General features: G+C 60.1%; 23 protein-coding genes and 1 riboswitch. Of the genes, 14 read left to right on the top strand and 9 right to left on the bottom strand.

From position 1 onward, the window contains the following. The first annotated feature begins 26 nt into the window (after positions 1-26). The 3 genes from trkA (at position 27) to hflX (ending at position 3,385) form a co-directional block, all read left to right on the top strand. A complete protein-coding gene (gene trkA, locus JZX88_RS06780) occupies positions 27-1,424 on the top strand; it encodes a Trk system potassium transporter TrkA (RefSeq protein WP_262517098.1) in 1,398 nt (465 codons plus the stop codon). A gap of 184 nt (positions 1,425-1,608) precedes the next feature. Then, positions 1,609-1,851: an RNA chaperone Hfq gene (gene hfq, locus JZX88_RS06775; protein WP_003496145.1), complete on the top strand. Its 243-nt coding sequence runs from the start codon at positions 1,609-1,611 to the stop codon at positions 1,849-1,851. 199 nt (positions 1,852-2,050) lie between these two features. Further along, positions 2,051-3,385, top strand: coding sequence for a GTPase HflX (hflX, locus tag JZX88_RS06770; RefSeq protein WP_210347401.1), 1,335 nt, complete (start codon positions 2,051-2,053; stop codon positions 3,383-3,385). Positions 3,386-3,486: 101 nt separating this feature from the next. Here hflX and mazG read toward each other — a convergent pair whose 3' ends face one another. After that, complete coding sequence (gene mazG, locus JZX88_RS06765) at positions 3,487-4,332, bottom strand: nucleoside triphosphate pyrophosphohydrolase (protein WP_174031337.1); 846 nt, start codon at positions 4,330-4,332, stop codon at positions 3,487-3,489. A gap of 75 nt (positions 4,333-4,407) precedes the next feature. Further along, positions 4,408-4,995 carry a deaminase gene (locus JZX88_RS06760; RefSeq protein WP_206913058.1) on the bottom strand — a complete coding sequence of 196 codons (588 nt, stop codon included), beginning with the start codon at positions 4,993-4,995 and terminating at the stop codon, positions 4,408-4,410. Between the two features lie 262 nt (positions 4,996-5,257). Between JZX88_RS06760 and cysG the strand changes: the two genes are divergently transcribed. The 6 genes from cysG to JZX88_RS06730 all read left to right on the top strand — a co-directional run bounded on the left by cysG (position 5,258) and on the right by JZX88_RS06730 (position 10,863). Then, positions 5,258-6,721: a siroheme synthase CysG gene (gene cysG / locus JZX88_RS06755; protein WP_206913056.1), complete on the top strand. Its 1,464-nt coding sequence runs from the start codon at positions 5,258-5,260 to the stop codon at positions 6,719-6,721. Next, positions 6,714-7,028 carry a DUF2849 domain-containing protein gene (locus JZX88_RS06750; protein ID WP_065115551.1) on the top strand — a complete coding sequence of 105 codons (315 nt, stop codon included), beginning with the start codon at positions 6,714-6,716 and terminating at the stop codon, positions 7,026-7,028. Before cysG ends, JZX88_RS06750 begins: the two co-directional genes overlap by 8 nt. An 8-nt stretch (positions 7,029-7,036) precedes the next feature. Further along, positions 7,037-8,707 (top strand): nitrite/sulfite reductase, encoded by a 1,671-nt coding sequence (locus tag JZX88_RS06745; protein ID WP_174031343.1) that lies wholly within the window; start codon positions 7,037-7,039, stop codon positions 8,705-8,707. 10 nt (positions 8,708-8,717) lie between these two features. After that, positions 8,718-9,224 (top strand): DUF934 domain-containing protein, encoded by a 507-nt coding sequence (locus JZX88_RS06740; RefSeq protein WP_206913054.1) that lies wholly within the window; start codon positions 8,718-8,720, stop codon positions 9,222-9,224. Positions 9,225-9,372: 148 nt separating this feature from the next. After that, positions 9,373-10,185 (top strand): ferredoxin--NADP reductase, encoded by an 813-nt coding sequence (locus JZX88_RS06735; protein ID WP_065115554.1) that lies wholly within the window; start codon positions 9,373-9,375, stop codon positions 10,183-10,185. 162 nt (positions 10,186-10,347) lie between these two features. Then, positions 10,348-10,863, top strand: coding sequence for a hypothetical protein (locus JZX88_RS06730; RefSeq protein WP_065115555.1), 516 nt, complete (start codon positions 10,348-10,350; stop codon positions 10,861-10,863). Positions 10,864-10,907: 44 nt separating this feature from the next. Here JZX88_RS06730 and JZX88_RS06725 read toward each other — a convergent pair whose 3' ends face one another. From JZX88_RS06725 to JZX88_RS06705, 5 genes are all read right to left on the bottom strand, one after another. Further along, on the bottom strand, positions 10,908-11,711 hold the full coding sequence (locus tag JZX88_RS06725; protein ID WP_206913052.1) for an endonuclease/exonuclease/phosphatase family protein: 804 nt from the start codon (positions 11,709-11,711) through the stop codon (positions 10,908-10,910). A 156-nt stretch (positions 11,712-11,867) separates the two neighbouring features. Continuing rightward, entirely contained in the window at positions 11,868-14,732 is a 2,865-nt protein-coding gene (gene gcvP, locus JZX88_RS06720) for an aminomethyl-transferring glycine dehydrogenase (protein WP_206913051.1), read from the bottom strand. Further along, positions 14,732-15,094 (bottom strand): glycine cleavage system protein GcvH, encoded by a 363-nt coding sequence (gcvH, locus tag JZX88_RS06715; RefSeq protein WP_142855703.1) that lies wholly within the window; start codon positions 15,092-15,094, stop codon positions 14,732-14,734. Before gcvH ends, gcvP begins: the two co-directional genes overlap by 1 nt. A 27-nt stretch (positions 15,095-15,121) precedes the next feature. Beyond that, positions 15,122-16,261, bottom strand: a complete 1,140-nt coding sequence (gcvT, locus tag JZX88_RS06710; RefSeq protein WP_206913050.1) for a glycine cleavage system aminomethyltransferase GcvT — start codon at positions 16,259-16,261, stop codon at positions 15,122-15,124. Positions 16,262-16,415: 154 nt separating this feature from the next. After that, positions 16,416-16,503, bottom strand: a riboswitch (glycine riboswitch). Positions 16,504-16,627: 124 nt separating this feature from the next. Next, positions 16,628-16,813, bottom strand: coding sequence for a DUF3008 family protein (locus JZX88_RS06705; RefSeq protein WP_065115560.1), 186 nt, complete (start codon positions 16,811-16,813; stop codon positions 16,628-16,630). 171 nt (positions 16,814-16,984) lie between these two features. Here JZX88_RS06705 and JZX88_RS06700 point away from each other — a divergent pair, with 171 nt between their 5' ends. Both JZX88_RS06700 and JZX88_RS06695 read left to right on the top strand, forming a co-directional pair. Further along, a complete protein-coding gene (locus JZX88_RS06700) occupies positions 16,985-17,365 on the top strand; it encodes a hypothetical protein (protein ID WP_246753444.1) in 381 nt (126 codons plus the stop codon). Positions 17,366-17,451: 86 nt separating this feature from the next. Then, on the top strand, positions 17,452-18,429 hold the full coding sequence (locus tag JZX88_RS06695; protein WP_206913048.1) for a copper chaperone PCu(A)C: 978 nt from the start codon (positions 17,452-17,454) through the stop codon (positions 18,427-18,429). 62 nt (positions 18,430-18,491) lie between these two features. Here the strand turns inward: JZX88_RS06695 and JZX88_RS06690 are convergent, their stop codons facing one another. Next, positions 18,492-18,920, bottom strand: a complete 429-nt coding sequence (locus JZX88_RS06690) for a plastocyanin/azurin family copper-binding protein (protein WP_206913047.1) — start codon at positions 18,918-18,920, stop codon at positions 18,492-18,494. A 119-nt stretch (positions 18,921-19,039) separates the two neighbouring features. Beyond that, positions 19,040-19,330: a hypothetical protein gene (locus tag JZX88_RS06685; protein ID WP_142855708.1), complete on the bottom strand. Its 291-nt coding sequence runs from the start codon at positions 19,328-19,330 to the stop codon at positions 19,040-19,042. Positions 19,331-19,532: 202 nt separating this feature from the next. On the opposite strand from JZX88_RS06685, the gene crcB reads away from it, so the two are divergent. The 3 genes from crcB to JZX88_RS06670 all read left to right on the top strand — a co-directional run bounded on the left by crcB (position 19,533) and on the right by JZX88_RS06670 (position 21,637). Next, positions 19,533-19,910 carry a fluoride efflux transporter CrcB gene (crcB, locus tag JZX88_RS06680; RefSeq protein ID WP_206913046.1) on the top strand — a complete coding sequence of 126 codons (378 nt, stop codon included), beginning with the start codon at positions 19,533-19,535 and terminating at the stop codon, positions 19,908-19,910. 66 nt (positions 19,911-19,976) lie between these two features. Then, entirely contained in the window at positions 19,977-20,966 is a 990-nt protein-coding gene (locus tag JZX88_RS06675; protein WP_065115566.1) for an RluA family pseudouridine synthase, read from the top strand. A gap of 5 nt (positions 20,967-20,971) precedes the next feature. Further along, positions 20,972-21,637, top strand: a complete 666-nt coding sequence (locus JZX88_RS06670) for an HAD family hydrolase (protein WP_110759765.1) — start codon at positions 20,972-20,974, stop codon at positions 21,635-21,637. The last annotated feature ends 28 nt before the right edge of the window (positions 21,638-21,665 follow it).

Below are 21,665 nucleotides of genomic sequence, written 5' to 3'. Positions count from 1 at the left end.
GAACGAAGGCCAGGTCGCCGTAACAGATATTCCGTCAGAGAGACAGCATGAGAGTCATCATTTGCGGCGCAGGGCAGGTGGGTTACGGCATCGCCGAACAATTGTCGCGCGAGGATAACGAAGTATCTGTCATCGATACGGCCGCACCGCTGATCACCGCCATCACCGAGACGCTGGATGTGCGCGGATACGTTGGCCATGGCGCGCATCCGGACATGCTGGCCAAGGCCGGTGCGGACCAGGCCGACATGATCATTGCCGTGACGCTGCATGACGAAATCAACATCGTCGCCTGCGAGGTGGCGCACGCCTTGTTCAGCGTTCCCACCAAGATTGCCCGCATACGCGATCAGAGCTATCTGAGGCCGGAATATGCCGATCTCTTCAGCCGCGAGAACATGTCCATCGACGTGACGATTTCGCCGGAAGTGGAAGTCGGAAAGATGGTGCTCAGGCGCATCGCCTTTCCGGGCGCCACCGATGTCGTGCGTTTTGCCGACGACACGATCTTCATGCTGGCCATCGAATGCATGGAGGACTGCCCGGTCATCAATACGCCGCTGCAGCAGCTTTCCAATCTCTTTCCGGACCTCATCGCCACGGTTGTCGGCGTCTATCGCGACGGCATTCTCAAGGTGGCGCATTCCTCCGAGCAGTTGCGGGTCGGCGATCTTGCCTATGTCATCTGCCAGCGCCAGCACGCCCGTCGCACCCTGAGCCTCTTCGGTCATGAAGAGCAGGAGGCGCAGCGCATCGTCATCGCGGGCGCCGGCAATATCGGTCATTTCGTCGCGCACAAGATCGAGGAGATGCAGCCGAAGACCCGGGTGAAGATCGTCGAAGCGGATCGCGACAGGGCTGTTGCCGCATCGGAGCAGCTCAGCAACACCATCGTTCTGCACGGTTCGGCACTCGATCAGAAAATTCTCATGCAGGCGGATATTCAGGACGCGGACCTGATCGTCACGCTCACCAATAACGATCAGACCAATATTCTGGCTGCGGTGATGGCCAAGCAGCTCGGTTGCAAGTCCAACCTTGCGCTGCTGAACAGTTCGTCCTTCCACGATGTTGCGGCCTCGCTCGGTCTCGATGCCTATATCAACCCCCGTGCCGTCACCATCTCCCGCGTGCTCCAGCATGTGCGCAAGGGCCGCATCCGTTCGGTATACGCCGTCCAGCGCGGCTCGGCGGAGGTTATCGAGGCGGAAGCGCTGGAAACATCGCCGCTGGTCGGCCAGTCCTTCCGCGACATCGATATGCCCGACGGTGTGCGCATCGGCGCGATTTATCGCGATGGCGTGGTGATCCGCCCGGACGGCAGCACGAAAATCAAGGCGAAGGACCGTGTCGTGCTGTTTGCGTCTGCGGATGCGGTGCGCGACGTGGAACAGCTTTTCCGGGTTTCGATACAATATTTCTGACTGTTTCGAATCGAAAAAGCGGGTCAATACTCGTACTCATTCGGCTGTTTTGACCGTTGCGGAACAGGACACGATTTGATACCAGAGTTGCAGGCTGGCCAAGCGGGGGATGTGACTTGGCCGGTTGATTATTGATTGATTATTTTCCGGTATCCCTGCCGGCAAAAAAGAAAGAAGCGGCGCCATGGCGGAACGTTCTCAAAACCTTCAGGATCTTTTCCTCAATACCGTTCGTAAGCAGAAGATTTCGCTCACGATTTTCCTGATCAACGGCGTCAAGCTGACGGGCGTTGTTACCTCCTTCGACAATTTCTGCGTGCTTTTGCGCCGTGATGGTCATTCGCAGCTGGTCTACAAGCATGCGATCTCCACCATCATGCCCGGCCAGCCGATGCAGATGTTCGAAAGCGAAGAAGGCGCGGCCTGATCAGGCTCCCTCCGGCGGTATATTCGATATAAGCTGACCCGGACCGGAACGTTTCCGGTTCTGTCAGGTTGAATTCAATGGCCGTCCGTGTGGATTCGGTTGGCCGAAATGTTCTTTCTGGATAAGGCCAAGCCCCATTTCGACACGCGACACCTCGAACGAATCGATCATTCCGGAGCAGGAAAAGCACCGCGACGACATGCGCGCTGTGGTGCTCGTGCCCGTCCTCAAGCAGCCGCGTGAAACGCGCGATGCGGCCGCCGCCCCGGCCGCGCCCGGCCGTTCGGTCGAGGCCAAGCTCGAGGAAGCCAAGGGTCTGGCGCTCGCCATCGATCTGGAAGTGACGCAGGGTCTGATCGTTTCCGTCAACCAGCCGCGGCCGGCAACGCTGTTTGGAACCGGCAAGATCGAGGAAATCGGCCATCTTCTCGATGAAACCGATTCCGGTCTCGTCATCGTCGATCATCCGCTGACCCCGGTGCAGCAGCGCAATCTCGAAAAGCAGTGGAATTGCAAGGTCATCGACCGCACCGGTCTGATCCTTGAAATCTTCGGCCGCCGCGCCTCCACCAAGGAAGGCACGCTGCAGGTCGACCTCGCGCATCTGAACTACCAGAAGGGCCGCCTCGTCCGAAGCTGGACCCACCTTGAGCGTCAGCGTGGTGGCGCGGGCTTCATGGGCGGTCCGGGTGAAACCCAGATCGAAGCCGACCGCCGGCTTTTGCAGGAACGCATCGTCAAGCTGGAACGCGAACTGGAGCAGGTGGTGCGCACCCGCCAGCTTCACCGCGCCAAGCGCCGCAAGGTGCCGCATCCGATCGTGGCTCTCGTCGGTTATACCAATGCCGGCAAATCCACGCTGTTCAACCGCATCACCGGTGCTGGCGTTCTGGCGGAGGACATGCTCTTCGCCACGCTCGACCCGACCTTGCGCCGCATGAAGCTGCCGCATGGCCGCACCGTCATCCTGTCCGATACGGTCGGTTTCATTTCCGATCTTCCGACGCATCTGGTCGCCGCTTTCCGTGCCACTCTGGAAGAGGTGCTGGAAGCCGATCTCGTTCTGCATGTGCGCGACATGTCCGATCCGGACAATGCCGCGCAATCGGCTGATGTGCTGCGTATTCTCGGCGACCTCGGCATTGACGAGAAGGAAGCGGAAAAGCGCATCATCGAGGTCTGGAACAAGATCGACCGTCTGGAACCTGAAGCGCATGACGCCATCCTGCAGCGCGCCGAAGGTCGCTCGGATATCCGCGCCGTGTCGGCCGTCACGGGCGAGGGTGTCGATGCCCTGATGGACGAGATATCAAAGCGTCTGTCCGGCGTTTTGACGGAAACGACCGTCGTGCTTTCCGTCGAACAATTGCCGTTGATCTCCTGGGTCTACAGCAATTCCATCGTCGACGGCCGTGAAGACCACGAAGACGGCTCGGTTGCGCTCGATGTGCGCCTGTCCGAAGCGCAGGCGGCAGAACTGGAGCGGAAGCTCGGAAAAACGACTGTCCGCGAACGCGAGGACTGGGAGCGCTGAGCGCTCCGACAAGGATGCGAGGATGACGTCGGCGTGATTGGCTCGACGCACCACCCATTCTTCTGACGGTGCCAGTCAAAGCGTTCTCAGCATCCCCGTGATCAGGAGGAAACCGTATCGAGCGCGCGTTCGATTCGCTTTGCCGCCTGCCACAAATCTTCCATCCTCTCGAGATCGGCGTCTTCCAGCGTCTCGCCATTTTCCTTCAGAGATGTTTCTATGTGATTGAAACGACGGCGGAATTTCGTATTCGTGCCGCGCAGGGCATTTTCGGGATCGGCCTTGACGTGGCGGCCGATATTGACGAGGGCGAAGATGAGGTCGCCGAGTTCGTCCGAAACCTTTTCGGGTTTTCCCTCCGCAAGCGCCTCACGCAGTTCCGCGATTTCTTCCTCGATCTTGTCGAGGATCGGAGCCGGGTCCGACCAGTCGAAACCGACGCGGGCGGCCTGTTCCTGTAGCTTGAGCGCCTCGGTCAGCGCCGGCTGGCTGCGCTGCACGCCGCCCAGAAACCCGGCCTTGAAATCCTCGGTGATGCCCCGACGCGCCCGGCGTTCCGCGCGCTCGCGTTTTTCCTCGGCCTTGATCTGGTCCCATTGCAGCTTGACGCTATCAGGTGTGTCGGCGTCGGAGACGGCGAAGACATGCGGATGGCGGCGGATCATCTTTGAGGTGACGGCATGCACCACGTCGCCAAAGGCGAATTCGCCTCTTTCCTCAGCCATGCGGGCGTGGAAAACCACCTGCAGCAGAAGGTCGCCCAGCTCCTCGCAAAGATCGTCCATATCCTTGCGCTCGATCGCGTCGGCGACTTCATAGGCCTCTTCGATTGTATAGGGTTTGATCGTCTCGAAGGTCTGCACGACATCCCATGGGCAGCCGGTTTCCGGCTGGCGCAGGGCTACCATGATCTCGATCAGGCGGGAAATATCCTTCGAGGCTTCCATATGTCTCAAACCTTCATTCTTTGTTTCATGCTGCGTCCGGATGGAAAACCGCCACGCGGTTTTCCTGGAAATGTCCTAGTTGAGCGGAATGTCATTGTCGCTTTTTGACGATTGATAGCTGGTTGAAAGGTCGTCATAGGCGGCCTTGATGCGGGCCGTCTGCGCCCTCAGCGCGGTTTTCAGCGGATCGTCTTCGCCTTCCACCAGATCGGCGACAAAATACGAATTCCAGAAGGCGTTGTTGCGGCGATAACCGCCCGGCTCCAGCCCGAAGACCTCCTTCAGAATTTTGAGATCATGCGGGATTGCGAAAGCGTCGCGGGAATCCTCATGGCTGAAGAAGGAGTAGAAATTGTCGAAACCGGCCCAGGTGATCGCGGACATGCACATGGTGCAGGGTTCGTGGGTGGAAAGGAATATCAGTTCCTTCGTATTCGGCTTCTCGCCCAGCTCGTAAAACCGCTTCAGTGTGTGCACTTCGCCGTGCCAGAGCGGATTTTCCAGCTCGTTATTGGTTTCCGCGACAACAAGCGAGAGGTCGGACTTGCGCAGGATCGCGGCACCGAAAACCTTGTTGCCGAGGCTCACGCCACGCGCGGTCAACGGCAGGATATCATGTTCGATGACGTCGAGAAGGCGGGCGGCGAGGCTGTGGCTGGTCAAGGGTCTTATCCTTCGTTCCGCTTGCAAAAAAGCGGTCTTCGCATGGGGAAATCGACAATAAATTGTCGCTCCTTGTTCGGCGCGGGCGCCCGCTTTGTCAAGGGATTCGCAAGGGAAACCGGGGAGGTGCCGGGCTGCGAAAAACCAGTGCCGGTTTGTTTTCCTCCAAAACCGGGGTCTTCGAGAAATAAAAATCCAGGTGTCGGAAAGGCTTGAATTTCTGTTTCTTCAATCTTGTGCGGCAATGCGGGATATATGTCCAATGCACAACGAACATGATTTTTCCGCTGCTGGCGACCGCCTTTCAACCTTCCCCGCATTCTTCCGGGTTGAGGGACGGCAGGTCGCTGTTTTCGGAAATGGCGACGAGGCTTTCGCGAAGGTAAGGCTGCTCGCCAATACCAATGCACATATCATCGTTTACGCGGATCAGCCTGAAGCGGATTTTTCCCGCTATCTTCGGGAAAACGGTATCGATCACCGGGTTCTGGCTTTCGCCGGTCGGCTGGTTCAGGGCGCGACGCTGGTCTTTGCCGCCACCGGAGACGAGGCGCTGGACCGTGAGATCGTCACCGTTGCCCGCGCCGCGAAAATTCCCGCCAATGCGGTGGATCAGCCGGAGTTCTGCGATTTCTTCACCCCCGCGCTTGTCACCCGCGCGCCAGTCGCCGTCGCCATCGGCACGGAAGGGGCGGGTCCGGTTCTTGCCCAGATGATCCGCGCCCGCATCGACCAGATGCTGTCGCCGTCGCTCGGCAAGCTTGCGCGTCTCGCCGTACAATATCGCGATGCCGCCGAGGAAAATGTGCCGAAGGGCGCCTTGCGCCGCAAGTTCTGGCGGCGGTTCTTTTCCGGCGCGGTCGCGGATGCGGTCGCCATCGGCGATACCCCTTCCGCCCGTCAGGCCGTCGACCGCCTGCTGCAATCGCCCGAACGCAGTGAAGGCCGCATCTGGCTCGTCGGCGCCGGTCCCGGTGCGGAAGACCTGCTGACGCTGCGCGCGCAGCGCGTGCTGATGGAAGCCGATGTGATCGTTTACGACGCGCTGGTGCCGCAGGCGATTGTCGATATGGGCCGCCGTGATGCCGAAAGGCTTTCTGTCGGCAAGCGCAAGGGCTGCCACAGCAAGTCGCAGGAAGAGATCAACCGCCTGCTGGTGCGCCTCGGCAAGGATGGCAAACGCGTTGTGCGCCTCAAATCCGGCGATCCGCTGGTCTATGGCCGGGCGGGCGAGGAAATGGCGGCGCTGCGTGACGCCGGTATTGCCTATGAGATCGTACCCGGCATCACATCGGCCTTCGCCGCGGCTGCGGATTTCGAATTGCCGCTGACGCTGCGCGGTGTCGCCTCGTCGCTGATTTTCACCACCGGCCACGATCTGACTGGCGATGTGCTGCCCGACTGGGCGCGGCTTGCCGTCTCCGGGGCCACCATCGCCGTCTATATGGGCCGCAGTGTCGCTGCTTCGGTCGCGAAACGGCTGATCGAAGCGGGGCTCGGTGTGGAAACGACCGTCGCCGTCATCGAAAACGCCAGCCGCGCGGATCGCCGCCTGCTGCATGGCACATTGAACGATCTGCCCGAACTCGAACATCGCGATGAACTGACCGGTCCGGTCATGGTCATCATCGGCGATGCGGTGGCGGGCGCCAATTTTGACAGGTCCGAGGCGCTTGCATTGCCAGTGCAGCCGGCGGATTTCAAACGGGAGTATGTAAATGGTTGACAAGGTTTTGACCGCCAACCGCCTCAGCGATGGTATTGCCGTCTGGCTCGATGCCAGTGGCGAGTGGACGGAGAACCTGCAGGGGGCGATCGTTGCGCGCCACGCGGAGGCCGTCGCCTCGTTTGAGGAAATCGGCAAGCGGGATTTCTCCGCCAACAAGGTCGTGGATGTCGCCGTCATCGATGTCGTCGAGGAGAACGGCAAGCTCTGGCCGACGCGCCTTCGCGAACGCATTCGCGCCGCCGGCCCCACCGTGCACTATGCCACCGGCTTCAAGCCGGCCGATGCAGCATTTATCGCAGTCTGAGGAAGAATATGTACCGTTACGACGAGTTCGATCACGCATTTGTTGAAGGCCGCGTGGCACAGTTTCGCGATCAGGTCGAGCGCCGGCTGTCCGGCGAACTGGCCGAGGACGCGTTCAAGCCGCTGCGCCTGATGAACGGCGTCTACCTCCAGCTGCACGCCTATATGCTGCGTGTCGCCATTCCCTACGGTACGCTGAATTCCAAGCAGATGCGGATGCTGGCCCACATCGCCCGCAAATATGACCGGGGTTACGGCCATTTCACCACCCGTCAGAACATCCAGTACAACTGGCCGCGCCTTTCCGACACGCCGGATATCCTGTCCGAACTGGCGAGCGTGGAAATGCACGCGCTGCAGACGTCCGGCAACTGCATTCGCAACGTGACCGCCGATCATTTCGCCGGTGCGGCCGCCGATGAGGTTGCCGATCCGCGTCCCTATGCGGAAATCCTGCGTCAGTGGTCTTCCGTGCACCCGGAGTTCTCCTTCCTGCCGCGCAAGTTCAAGATCGCTGTCACGGGTGCCGAGCGCGACCGCGCCGCCATTCAGGTTCACGATATCGGCCTGCATCTGAAAAAGAACGACAGGGGCGAGATCGGATTCGCCGTCTATGTCGGCGGCGGACAGGGCCGCACACCGATGATCGCCAAGAAAATTCGCGACTTCCTGCCGGAAGAGGACCTCTTGTCCTACACCACGGCCATCATGCGCGTTTATAACCTGCACGGCCGTCGCGACAATAAATACAAGGCGCGCATCAAGATCCTCGTGCATGAGACCGGTGCGGAAGAACTGGCCCGCCAGGTCGAGGTTGAATTCGCGGAGCTGAAAAACACCGAGTTGAAGCTGCCGGATGCCGATATTGCGGCAATCACCGCTTATTTCGCGCCGCCGGCGCTGAAGGACCGGCCGGAAGGCTGGGAGAGCCTGGCGCGCTGGAAGCGGGCCGATGAAGGTTTCGCCCGTTTTGTCGAGCAGAACGTCGCGCCGCACAAGCACCCGGATTACGGCATGGTGACCATCTCGCTGAAGCCGATCGGCGGCATTCCGGGCGATGCGACGGACGAGCAGATGGAACTCGTCGCCGATATTGCCGAGGAATATGCCTTCGACGAAATCCGCATCAGCCACGAGCAGAACATCATCCTGCCGCATGTGGCGCTGGCCGATCTCGAGCCGGTCTATCGCGCACTGGTGGGTGCGGGCCTTGCCACCGCCAATGCGGGGCTGATCACCGATATCATTGCCTGTCCCGGGCTGGACTATTGCGCGCTCGCCAATGCCCGCTCCATTCCGGTGGCGCAGGAAATTTCCACCCGCTTCGGCGCGCCCGAGCGTCAGGCGGAAATCGGTGAGCTGAAGATCAAGATTTCCGGCTGCATCAATGCCTGCGGCCACCACCATGTCGGCCATATCGGCCTGCTGGGCGTGGAAAAGAAGGGCGCGGAACTCTACCAGATCACGCTCGGCGGATCGGGTGACGAAAACACCTCGATCGGTGAGATCATCGGCCGCGGCTTCGAGCCGGAAAAGGTGACCGACGCCATCGAGACCATTGTCGATACCTATCTCGGGCTTCGCCTTTCGAAGGAAGAGATTTTCCTCGAAGCCTATCGCCGCGTCGGACCGCAGCCATTCAAGGATGCGCTTTACGGTTCCGCTGCAGAAGCCGCCTGAGGAGAATGCCATGACGAAAATCTGGAACCGCGACGGCTTCGTGGAAAACGATGCCTGGGTGATCGAAACGGAAGAGGTGAAGGCCGGAGCAGATCAGAAGCCGGTGTTGTCGCTTGCCGATTTCCTGGTTCGTGCCGCCGAAAGCAACGATATCGGTCTCGGTGTTCTGATTACACCGGCGGATGATGTCATCCAGCTCGGCCCCTATCTCGACCGTATCGACCTTGTCGCCATAAGCTTCCCGGCCTTCAATGACGGCCGTGGTTTCAGCCACGCCTCGCTGCTGCGCAGCCGCCTCGGTTTTGCCGGCGAGGTGAGGGCGGTTGGCGATGTGCTGATCGATCAGGTGCCGCTGATGCTGCGCACGGGATTTACCAGCTTTGCCGTGACGAACGGTACGGCCATTCGCCGCCTGTCGGAAAATCGCCTGCCGGAAATACCGGTCTATTACCAGCCGACAGCCAAACCGGCAGCAGTTGGCGAGGCCTATAGCTGGCGTCGGCGTGCGTCCCTGTGACACGTTGCGCGGAAATATGATTTTTTGATACATATTTCCTGAGCACATAGCAGTTCTGACATTCTCATGCCTTCAAACCTCGGCAAAAATGGTATAATTGCCCGGTTGGAGAATGTCGCTTATCGAATGAGAATGGACGGAACCTGAAATGAACGCGCCAGCCAAGACGGAAGATTTCGCGATCAAGATACCCGACGGTGTTTACGCCGAGACGGTTTTATCGGTGGAACATTATACGGATCACCTGTTCCGTTTCCGCATGACGCGTCCGGCCGGCTTCCGTTTCCGCTCCGGCGAATTCGCCATGATCGGCCTGATGGTCGGCGACAAGCCGATCTACCGCGCCTATTCCATCGCCAGCCCCGCCTGGGACGAGGAACTGGAATTCTTCTCGATCAAGGTTCCGAATGGTCCGCTGACATCGCATCTTCAGGCGATCAAGCCCGGCGATACCGTCCTGATGCGCAAGAAGCCGACAGGCACGCTGGTTCTGGATGCGCTGACGCCCGGCAGACGGCTTTACATGTTCTCCACCGGCACCGGCATCGCGCCTTTCGCGAGCCTGATCCGCGATCCCGAGACCTACGAGAAGTTCGAAGAGGTCATCCTGACCCATACCTGCCGTGACGTGGCCGAGCTGAAATATGGCTTCGATCTGGTCGAGGAAATCAGGAACCACGAATTCCTGAACGAAATCGTCGGCGACAAGCTCAAGCATTATGCGACCGTCACCCGTGAGGACTACCCCTTCCAGGGACGTATCACCACGCTGATCGAAAACGGCAAGCTGTTTGCCGATCTCGGTGTTCCCGCCCTCGATCCGGCCGTCGATCGCGGCATGATCTGCGGTTCCTCCGCCATGCTGAAGGATACCAAGGAACTGCTTGAAAAGGCTGGTCTCACCGAAGGCGCCAACAACAAGCCCGCCGAATTTGTGATCGAGCGCGCTTTCGTCGGCTGACGGTGGCGTTTCTCCCGTAACGAATAAAAAAGAAGGCCCACAATGCCTCCTTTCTGTTTTAAGGCTTATGCGGGGAGACGAAACAGCAAGTCGTTCAGCTGGAACATCCGCAGGCGATGACGCGTTAGCGTTCGAAAGAAATCGAACCTGCGAAGTCGTCCAATGGGAAAAACTGAGAGAATCCGCACTACAATCATCGCCTTGGCGGCAAGCCTTTTTGCCGCGCTGCCCGCTCTTGCCGATGAAAGCGCTTTTCTGTCTTCCCTTCAGGGCACATGGACGGGCAAGGGGACGGTGATCACCCGTATCGGCGCGCCGGCCATCAACGTTAACTGCACGCTGAACTCCGATGCCCGGCAGACCGCGCTGCGCATGTCAGGCACCTGCCGCGGGCTTCTGGTGGTGAAGCGCGCTATCGCCGCCGATCTGGCTGCAAGCGGCGCACGTTACAGCGGCACCTATACCGGTCCATCCGGCCGCCCTTCGGCACTGGCCGGCAATCGCCGCGGAAATTCGATCAACCTCACCGTTCGCTGGAACCGCGATATCAACGGGGACCGCGTCGCCGCCATGACGATCGAAAAGATCGGCAATAACGGCCTGCGGCTGCGTACCACCGACAGGGACGGCAGGACCGGCAAGACGGTGGTGACGAGCGATATCAGGCTGGTGCGGTGACTATATTCCACCGATCTTGACGAACCGGATGAGAGACCCGGTTCTCACCTGAATTCGAGCAGCAGAGGGCAATGATCAGAAACCTCGGGCTCTCCTACAACGTCGAAGTGATCAATCGTCACTGCCGAATTGACCAGCATGTAGTCCGCATAACGGTTCTGCTTGGTATAGTGCGAGGTGCGGGTATCGGTATAGCCGCGTGTCGTGACGAGTTCGATGAGATCAAGCTCTTTCAGAACAGTGAATGTCTCACTCTCCGGCAGAACGTTGAAATCGCCGCAGACGACGATCCGGTCACCATCCTGCGCGATATTCCTGACGAGCTGGACGAGACGCTTTGCCTGCGCCAGCCGTGCGGGGCTATCGTGTTTGCCCTCAAGGTCCCGCAGGCCGTGCATATGGGCGATGACCGCCGGCTGGCCGTTCCTGAAATCGAAGACGCGAACGGCATGGGCGGTGCGCGATCGCGGATGGTCGCCGTATCCATCCGCTGAAAAGCTTCCGTGAACGAAACCCTGCGCCTGCGCGATGACGGCTATGGATTTACGAATGAAGGTTGCCAGTCCCCATTGCGAGGGATAGCGCACCTCGCCGTGCCAGAGATCACCCTGAGCCGCCGGGCAAAAGACCGCCACATGGTCGGGCAGGGCGTCCGAGACATCCCGCAGGAAGTTTGCCCGCTGCGGCAGTTCGATGCCATGGTCACGATAGGTCAGCCAGTCCTGCGTGGCGGCTGGCGTATGCACCACTTCCTGCAGGCACAGAATATCGGGATCGGATGAGGACAGATAGGCAAGAAGCTCGTCGTTCAGCTTCCCACCCCAGCCGTTCAGGCAGATCAGACGCATTCGCGCTCCATTGCTAGCGGATTACCCGATCCGGTTTAGCATGGAGCCGATGGCGATCAATCCTGCTCTGCCGTTTTTCCGAACCTGAACTGCAACCATCAAACAATAAAGGCCCGGATTGCTCCGGGCCTTTGCCTGTTCCGTCGGCCGAATGCTTTATTCGGCCGCCTCGGCATAGTCCTCCATCGGAGGGCAGGTGCAGATGAGGTTGCGGTCGCCATAAACATTGTCGATGCGGTTGACCGGTGACCAGTATTTGTCGATGCGGAAGGCGCCGGGCGGGAAGCAGCCCTTTTCGCGGCTATAGGGACGATCCCATTCGCCGACGAGGTCTTCCACCGTGTGCGGCGCGTTTTTCAGCGGGTTGTTGAGCTTGTCGGCGCGGCCCTCCTCGATGTCGCGGGCTTCCTCGCGGATCGCCAGCATGGCATCGCAGAAACGGTCGATTTCCGCCTTGGTCTCGGATTCCGTCGGCTCGATCATCAGCGTGCCGGCCACCGGCCAGCTCATGGTCGGTGCGTGAAAACCGCAATCGATGAGGCGCTTTGCCACATCGTCCACCGTCACGCCGCAGCTGTCGGCGAGCGGTCGGGTGTCGATGATGCATTCATGCGCCACGCGACCGGTCTCGGACTTGTAGAGCACGTCGTAAGCGCCCTTCAGCCGTTCGGCGATATAGTTGGCGTTGAGGATCGCCACCTTGGTCGCCTGCGTCAGCCCTTCGCCGCCCATCATCAGGCAATAGCTCCAGGAAATCGGCAGGATCGACGGCGAACCGAAAGGAGCTGCAGACACCGCACCCTCACGACCGTCCGTCGCCGGATGGCCAGGCAGGTGAGACGCCAGATGCGCCTTGACGCCGATCGGGCCCATGCCCGGGCCGCCGCCACCGTGCGGAATGCAGAAGGTCTTGTGCAGATTGAGGTGCGAAACGTCGGAGCCGATATCGCCGGGGCGGGCAAGGCCGACCATGGCGTTCATGTTGGCGCCGTCGAGATAGACCTGTCCACCATGCTTGTGGGTGATCTCGCAAATCTCGCGAACCGTCTCCTCGAACACGCCGTGGGTGGACGGATAGGTGATCATGCAGCACGAGAGGTTTTCCGCATACTGCTCTGCTTTTGCACGGAAATCATCGATATCAACGTCGCCGTTTTCACGTGCCTTCACCGGCACCACCTTCATGCCCGCCATCTGCGCCGAGGCTGGGTTGGTGCCATGCGCGGACGTCGGAATGAGGCAGATATCGCGATGCGTATCGCCATTGGCGAGGTGGTAGTTGCGGATGGTCAAAAGGCCGGCATATTCCCCCTGCGCGCCGGAATTCGGCTGCATGGAGAAGGCGTCATAACCCGTGACCGAGCACAGCTTTTCGGAAAGATCATCGATCATCTCCTTGTAGCCAAGCGCCTGATTGGCGGGTACGAAGGGATGGATGTCGGAAAATTCCGGCCAGGTGATCGGCAGCATTTCCGCCGTGGCGTTCAGTTTCATGGTGCAGGAACCGAGCGGGATCATCGAGCGGTCAAGCGCCAGATCGCGGTCCGAAAGACGGCGGATGTAGCGGGTCATCTCGCTTTCGGCACGGTTCATGTGGAAGATCGGATGCGTCATGTACTGGCTGGTGCGCAGCAATTCCTTCGGCAGGCGATAGTCCGGCTCGAAATCCGAAATCGAGAAATTGCCGCCGAAAGCACGCCAGACGGCCTCAAGCGTTGCCGGGCGCGTGCGCTCGTCAAGGCTCATGCCGATCTTCGTCGCGCCGACCTTGCGCAGGTTGACGCCTTCCGCCACGGCCGAACGCAGGATGACGCCCTGCATATGGCCGACTTCGACGGTAATCGTGTCGAAGAAAGTCTCCGGTTCAATGGTGTAACCGAGCTTTTCCAGTCCCTTGGCCATCAGCACGGCCTTCTGGTGGGTCTGCTGGGCAATCGCCTTGATGCCCTGCGGGCCATGGAAGACGCCGTACATGGAGGCCATGACGGCGAGCAGCACCTGCGCGGTGCAGATGTTCGACGTCGCCTTTTCGCGGCGGATATGCTGCTCGCGGGTCTGTAGCGACAGGCGATAGGCGCGGTTGCCGCGCGCATCGACCGAGACGCCGACCAGACGACCGGGCATGGAACGCTTGTGCGCATCCTTCACGGACATGTAAGCCGCATGCGGACCGCCGTAGCCGACCGGAACGCCGAAACGCTGCGAGGAGCCGATGGCGATGTCAGCGCCCATTTCGCCAGGAGATTTCAGGAGCGTCAGCGCCAGAAGGTCGGCGGCGACGGCGGCAATCGCACCCGTCTGGTGCAGACGGGAAATCAGGCCGGAGAAATCGCTGACATGGCCGTGGGTGCCGGGATACTGGAAGATCGCGCCGAACACGTCGACGGGATCGAGATCGGCGAAGGGATTGCCGACAATCACCTTCCAGCCGAGCGGGGCCGCGCGGGTCTCGATCAGCGCGATGGTCTGCGGGTGGCAATTGGCGTCAACGAAGAAGGCGGTCGCCTTGGACTTTGCGACGCGCTGGCACATGGCCATGGCTTCGGCAGCGGCGGTCGCTTCATCGAGCAGCGATGCATTGGCAACATCGAGGCCGGTCAGATCGCAGACCATGGTCTGGTAGTTCAGCAGCGCCTCAAGGCGGCCCTGGCTGATTTCCGGCTGGTAGGGCGTATAGGCCGTGTACCAGGCCGGGTTTTCCAGAATATTGCGCTGGATGACCGGCGGCGTGATGGTGCCGTAATAGCCCTGGCCGATCAGCGAGGTCAGGACCTGGTTCTTGTTGGCCGTCTCGCGAAGACGATCCAGCGCCTCGCGTTCGGTCAGCGCCGCACCCCAGGTGAGCGGCACCTTCTGGCGGATCGAGGAGGGAACGGTGGCGTCGATGAGCGCGTCGAGGCTCTTGTAGCCGACGACCTTCAGCATCTCAGCCATTTCCGACGGCGACGGCCCGATGTGACGCCGGTTGGCGAAATCATAGGGCTGATAGTCGGTGAAATGGAATTCGGTGGGCGTCGTCATTACGCGATCAGCTCCTTGTAGGCCGCTTCGTCGAGCAGCGTATCGGCATCCGCAACGTTGGAAAGCTTGAGCTTGAAGAACCAGCCAGCACCCTGCGGGTCCGAATTGACCAGCGAGGGGTCATCGACGATGGCCTGGTTGATTTCAACCACTTCGCCATCCAGCGGACAATAGACGTCGGACGCCGCCTTGACGGATTCAACGGTTGCGGCCTCGCCATCCTTGGCGAAGGTTGCGCCCACTTCCGGCAATTCAACGAAAACGAGATCGCCAAGCTGTTCAGCGGCGTGGCTGGTGATGCCGACGGTTGCGACATCGCCTTCGAACTTCAGCCATTCGTGTTCTGCGGTAAATTTCAGCATCGTATTCTCTCCGGAGATGGGATGAAATTATCGTTTATAGGTGGGCTTGATGAAGGGCAGGGCGGCGACGGTGACGGGCAGGTACTTGCCGCGCACTTCCGCGAAGATCGCCGTGCCGGGAGCAGCGTGGGAAACAGGCACGTAACCCATGGCGACCGGACCTTCGACCGAGGGGCCGAAACCGCCCGACGTCACTTCACCGATTTCCGTCTTGCCTTCGGCATCCGCGAAAAGCTTCGAATGGCCGCGCACCGGCGCCTTGCCCTCGGGCTTCAGGCCGACGCGGCGGCGCGATGTGCCGTCCTTGAGTTCGCCGAGAATGCGCTCCGCCCCCGGAAAACCGCCTTCGCGATCACCACCGGCGCGGCGCGCCTTCTGGATCGCCCATTCCAGCGAGGCTTCGATCGGGGAGGTCGTGGTGTCGATATCGTTGCCGTAGAGACAAAGGCCGGCCTCAAGACGCAGGCTGTCGCGCGCACCAAGCCCGATGGCTTCGCAATCGGGATGTTCGAGCAGGGCTTTGGCGATTTCCTCCGCCTTGTCGGCGGGTACCGAGATTTCAAAGCCGTCTTCACCGGAGTAACCGGAGCGCGAGATGATGCAGGGCACATCGTGCAGCGGCACTTCCTGCACGTCCATGAATTTCATCTCCGAAACGCCCGTCCACAGTTCGGCCAGCACCTCTTCGGCACGCGGTCCCTGCAGCGCGATCAGGGCGCGGTCATCGAGAAGGGTGATCTCGCAGGTGTCGGAAAGATGCGCCTTCATATGGGCGACATCGGCATCCTTGCAGGCGGCGTTGACAACGACGAAGAGGTGATCGCCACGGTTGGTGATCATCAGGTCGTCGAGGATACCGCCGTTTTCATCGGTGAAGAAACCGTAGCGCTGGCGGCCTTCCTTGAGGCCGAGAATATCCACCGGCACCAGCTTTTCGAGCGCAAGTGCGGCATCTTCATTGTTGCCGGACTTCGCCTTCAGGATCACTTGGCCCATATGGGACACGTCGAACAGGCCGGCGGAGGTGCGGGTCTGAAGGTGTTCCTTCAGCACGCCGGCCGGATATTGCACCGGCATGTCGTAACCGGCAAACGGCACCATGCGGGCGGCAAGCGAAAGATGCAGGGAATGCAGCGGCGTGATTTGAAGCTCGGCGGTATCGTCCAAGGACGCCTCCAGGGTTGCGCGAAAGATCGCGCGGGCTCAGGTCATGACGCGAAAAACGCGCCGGGTTCAAGAGCCCCCTCTGTCCTTGTCGCCTGAGATTGTTATCCCTTCGGCGAGCCGTCCTTATGAAAGGTGGCTTCTCTCCAGAGTTCCGTCGTCACCGCTGGTCCTTTTGCCTGAGAGTTTCCGGGGCGGTTGCTCCTTCGGCACCGCAGTGAAGCGGTTTCTCCCAACGATGATGCGACGCTCATTATCTGCGAAGCCCCGCTGTTGGCAAGGACCAAATGACGCATCTGAACAGATTCTTGCTCCATCTGCGCCATTGCCACCGCAATACGTGGCCGCGTCCCGCAAGCACGGCTTCTTTCAATCGGATTTCTTCTCCGGCAGGCCCTTGTGTTTCGTTGAGGCGAAATCCGCAAGTTCCTTTTCTGTCATGGACTTCTCCATGCTTTTTGAAGCACCTTTTAAACTGGATTTCTTCACGTCGCCGCGTTTGGCGGCCAGTGCCGCGCCCGCGGCTTTCTGCTGGGCTTTCGATTTGGCTGGCATGTCGGATCTCCCTTGAAACATCGTTTCGACAGGAAAATGCCCCCTTGTGTCGATTGTTCCCTTGCAAGTGTTAAGCCTGCGGCAAAATTCCCCTTTGAAACGGCAGGAAAGCGGGATATCGCCTAGACCATGAATGCAAATCGAAAACCATGGCTGACGGGGATGGAGAAAATGCTTCGCATTTTCTGCGCGACCCTGATGTTGTCGCTCGGTTTTGCCCATAAGCCGGCGCTTGCCGTGGCGCCTGCCATTGCTCTGGACGAGAGTTACCGGCTGCCGGACGGCACCTTTGCGGAAATCTGCCTTGGCCACGGTGATGGCATCAACGCTTCCCATCCCGGCAATGATCAGCCCCATTCCGGCGATGCCATCCTGTTCTGCGAGGCCTGTCTGCTGGCCTCGTCCATTCTTCTGCCTGTGCCCGATACGGCGGGCTGGCTGAAGACGGAGTTTGCCTGGCTCGACAATCGTCTGGCCGCTGAATGGAGCTTCCGCTCCGTTCTGACGATCCGCAAACCGGCCGCGCGCGGCCCGCCGTCCCTGTCCGCCTGATTATTCGTTTTACGGGATCATCGCCGCCGGCTGGCGGCACGGAGCGGCTGCCGGGCCCTGAGGGGCGCAGTCGCAGGGACAAGCAAATGAAAACCACCAAGATCATCACCTGCACTCTCTTCGCCGCATCGGTTTCGACCGCACCGGCTTTCGCCCACGCCACGTTTGTGGACGGTTCGGCCGAACAGGACAGCACCATCGTTGCCGCCCTTCAGGTGCCCCATGGCTGCGACGGCGGGCTTGCCACGACAGAGGTGCAGATCAAGCTGCCGGAAGGCTTCATCTCCGCCAAGCCGCAGCCCAAGGCCGGCTGGGAGCTGGAGATCATCAAGGGCGACTACCAGAAGGTTTACAAGAACCACGGCAAGGAGATCAAAAGCGGTCCGGTCGAAATCCGCTGGAAGGGCGGCGAGCTGCCGGACGAGTTCTACGACACTTTCGCCGTGCAGGGAAAAATCTCCGGCATCGAGGTCGGGCAGGATCTGCCCTTCAAGGTAACGCAGCTGTGCGGCGACAAGGGCAAGGTATCCTGGGATGAGGTTGCCGCCGCAGGTGTCGATCCGCATTCTCTGAAAAGCCCGGCGCCGACCATCAGGGTTGCGGCGAAGGCCCATGCCGGCGGCCATGATCACGCCGCCATGGATATGGATGTCGTGAAGGCCGGCAGCCTCGAAGTATCGGGCGGCGCGACCAAGGCCATGTTGCCGGGCCAGCCGGTAGGGGGCGGTTACGTGACGATCAAAAATGCCGGCGATAGCGACGACAAGCTCATTGGCGTCGAATCCGCCGCGGCAGGCCGGGCCGAAATTCACGAAATGGCCATGGTCAACGACGTCATGAAGATGCGCAAGCTGGATGACGGTATCGTCATCCCCGCCGGCCAGACGGTGGAGCTGAAGCCCGGCGGCCTGCACATGATGTTCTTCGACGTGAAGAAGCCCTTTGCCGAGGGTGATAAGGTGCCGGTAACGCTCATCTTCGAAAAGGCGGGCAAGGTTGAGATCGTGCTCTCGACGGGCGCGGCCAAGGGCGGTGACGACAAGAGCGGGCACCAGCACAACTGACAGTAAAAAGAGGCTGCCGGAATGCAATACCTATCCGGCAGCCTCAGTTTTTTCGGCCATTCTTATTTTGTAACGGTCAGCCTGGCCTGCATGCCTGCTTCGTAGTGACCCTTGATGTTGCAGAAGAGGAGATAGGTGCCGGGCGCAAGCTTCGCCTTCAGCCGCCCGTCGCCGCCAGGCTTCAGATCGGCCACTTCACCAAGGTTCTTCAGCTGTTTTTCATCGACGCGATGCCCCGTCGTGTTCAGGGGGATTTTTTCGTCGGCCGACCTCAGCTTCACGAGGATAATCTCGTGCCGCTCGCTCATGGCGTCATTATGCACCTGAAATACCGCGTCTCCGGCTTTGACCGTCTTCTGGTCGAGGGCAAGGGTCATGGACCCTCCGCCTTCACCGCCTTCCGTCACTTTTATGGTGGTGGCAGCAAAAGCAGGCGCTGATACCATCAGCAAAGCAGCGAGGGCGGTTGCGTGGCGGATCGGTAATGTCATGACGCTCCTCCAATGGACACTGGAGGATTAGGATTTCTAACTGACAGCAACCTGAACGAGTGAAATTAAACTGACATAAATGAAGCGATACATCCAAAATTATTTATATATATAAGATATTAAATAGTTTTTTTATTTTCATTCTCTTCGTATGCCTGCAGGGCCTGCTCAAGAGTTGCCTGCTGTTCGTGGCGCTGGCTTGCGGCTGTCAGAAAATAAAGCGTCAGCGCCGGCGGCTTGATGGCCGTCATCAGGGCTCTAAGCTGGAAATCATCGCCGTTTTCGGCCTTGCGCGCCAATTCGTGAATGGCTTCTTCCACCTCGCTCCTGCGCGGCACGCGCTGCGACGGCTTCACGGCCTCCAGCGCATAGGCTGCCGTATTCGCAGAAACGGAAAGAACCTGTGTCATCCAACCCCCGGCAATCTTCGCTGACCCTTAAAATCTGGAGACTAACACCGGCGCCTTGTTGGAAGGCTAAATCGCGGGTGTGCAATTTAATCGTATTTTAATGGCCGAAAGCGCCGGGCAAAGGGGTTTCACCAACCGTTCCCATGGTCTAGAAATACGTCGGACTGCCCGGTCCGGCCATTTCCCCGGAGATACAATCCCCATGCTCAATATCGCTCTTGTCGCCGCAGGCGGCGCAATCGGTTCCGTTTTCCGTTATCTGGTCGGCGTGTGGAGTGTGCGACTGGCGGGGTTGAATTTCCCCTGGGGGACGCTGGCGGTCAACGTGGCCGGATCTTTCCTGATCGGTCTGCTGGTCGAGCTTGTGGCGCGTCGGCTGAACGCCTCGATGGAGATGCGCCTGTTTCTCGTCACCGGCGTACTCGGCGGGTTCACCACTTTTTCGTCCTTCTCTCTCGATGCGGTCTCGCTGTTCGAGCGCGGTGCGCTCGGGCTTTCGGCCGTTTACGTGCTTGCAAGCCTTGTGGTTTCCATCGCCGCGGTTTTCGCCGGGCTGGCCTTGGGCCGCAGTTTGTTCTAAAGGCTTGGTCCAAACGGCGCGCCGGTCAATAGGGCGCGCGATCAGGACAGAAAGACTGGAAATTTCATGGCAGGTATCGAGCATATCAAGGTCGAGGCCGACGAGGCCGGTATGCGCCTCGATCGCTGGTTCAAGATTCACTATCCCGGGCTTGGTTTCGGGCAGCTGCAGAAGCTGCTGCGCTCCGGCCAGGTGCGCGTGGATGGCGGCCGGGTGAAGACGGATGCGCGGGTGCAGCCGGGACAGATGGTGCGTGTGCCGCCGGTCGATTCCGATATGAAGACCAAGACCGGCCCGATCGGCTCGAAGGACCTCAAGCATTCCGAAGATGGCGAGCTTCTGGCGCGCATGCTGCTGCATGAGGATGACAAGGTCTTCGTTTTCAACAAGCCGGCCGGCATTGCCGTGCAGGGCGGTTCGGGCGTCACCCGCCATATCGATGGGCTGCTGGAAGCCTGGACCAACCAGAAGGGCGAAAAGCCGCGTCTGGTGCACCGCCTCGACCGCGACACGTCGGGCGTGCTGGTGGTTGCCCGCACCCGGGGCGCGGCGCAGAAGCTGACGGCCGCCTTCCGCGAACGCGATACCAAGAAAACCTATTGGGCGCTGGTCAAGGGCGTGCCGCGTAAGCATCAGGACAAGATTTCCACCTGGCTGGTCAAGGAACAGACGATGGATGGCGATCGCATGCGCATCGCCAAGCATGGCGAGGAGGGGGCCGACCACGCCATTTCCTATTACCGCGTCATCGATACCGCCGCGCAGAACCTCGCCTGGCTGGAAATGGAGCCCTATACCGGTCGCACCCACCAGCTGCGCGTTCATGCGCTGCATATGGGCCATCCGATCATCGGCGATCCCAAATATTACATCGACGATCCGAACTGGGATTTCCCGGGTGGTATTCAGAAGCGCCTGCACCTGCATGCGCGTCATATCGACATACCGCATCCTTCCGGCGGCCGGCTTCGGGTCAGCGCGCCCCTGCCGCCGCATATGGTGCAGACCTGGAACCTGCTCGGTCTCGACGTGGCCGATGGCGATAGGGAAGACTGAAAACGATGAAGCTGGTTCTTTTCGATTGCGACGGCACGCTCGTGGACAGCGCCGGCCTGATCCATGCCGTGATGTCCGAAACCTTTGCCGATTTTGGCAAGCCGCGGCCTGATCTCTCCGAGACCAAGGCGATCATCGGCCTGACGCTGGATATCGCTATCGCCCGCATGCTCGGTAAGACGCATGTGGATGAGGAGGCGCTGGCGATGACGCGGCGTTACAGGGAAGTTTATCATCCGCTGCGCGAGCGTCCTGAAATGACGACGCCGCTCTTCGACGGTATCGCGCCACTGATCGAAACGCTTTCGAAACGGGATGACGTGCTGATCGGCGCGGTGACCGGCAAGGGCCGGCGAGGGCTCACGCATATTCTCGAGACGCACGGCTTTGCCGATCACTTCATCGTCTCACGCACGGCGGATGACTGTCCCTCCAAGCCGCACCCGGCCATGGTGATGGAATGCTGCCATGAAACCGGCATGGTTCCGGCCGATACTGTCGTGATCGGCGATGCGATCTATGACATGCAGATGGCCAAGGCCGCAGGCGCGAAAGCCATCGGTGTCGCCTGGGGTTATGCCTCGGTTGACGATCTCTGGAAGGCGGGCGCCGATGCCGTCGTCAGCCACCCGCGCGAAATCCCGGCCTATGTGCCGGCCGATAATCTCTAGTGACCTTTTCTACCCGACTGATGAGGAC

This window comes from Agrobacterium sp. OT33 (assembly GCF_017313365.1).
Taxonomy (GTDB): Bacteria; Pseudomonadota; Alphaproteobacteria; order Rhizobiales; family Rhizobiaceae; genus Agrobacterium; species Agrobacterium rhizogenes_A.
This window is presented reverse-complemented; position numbering and strand designations above follow the sequence as displayed.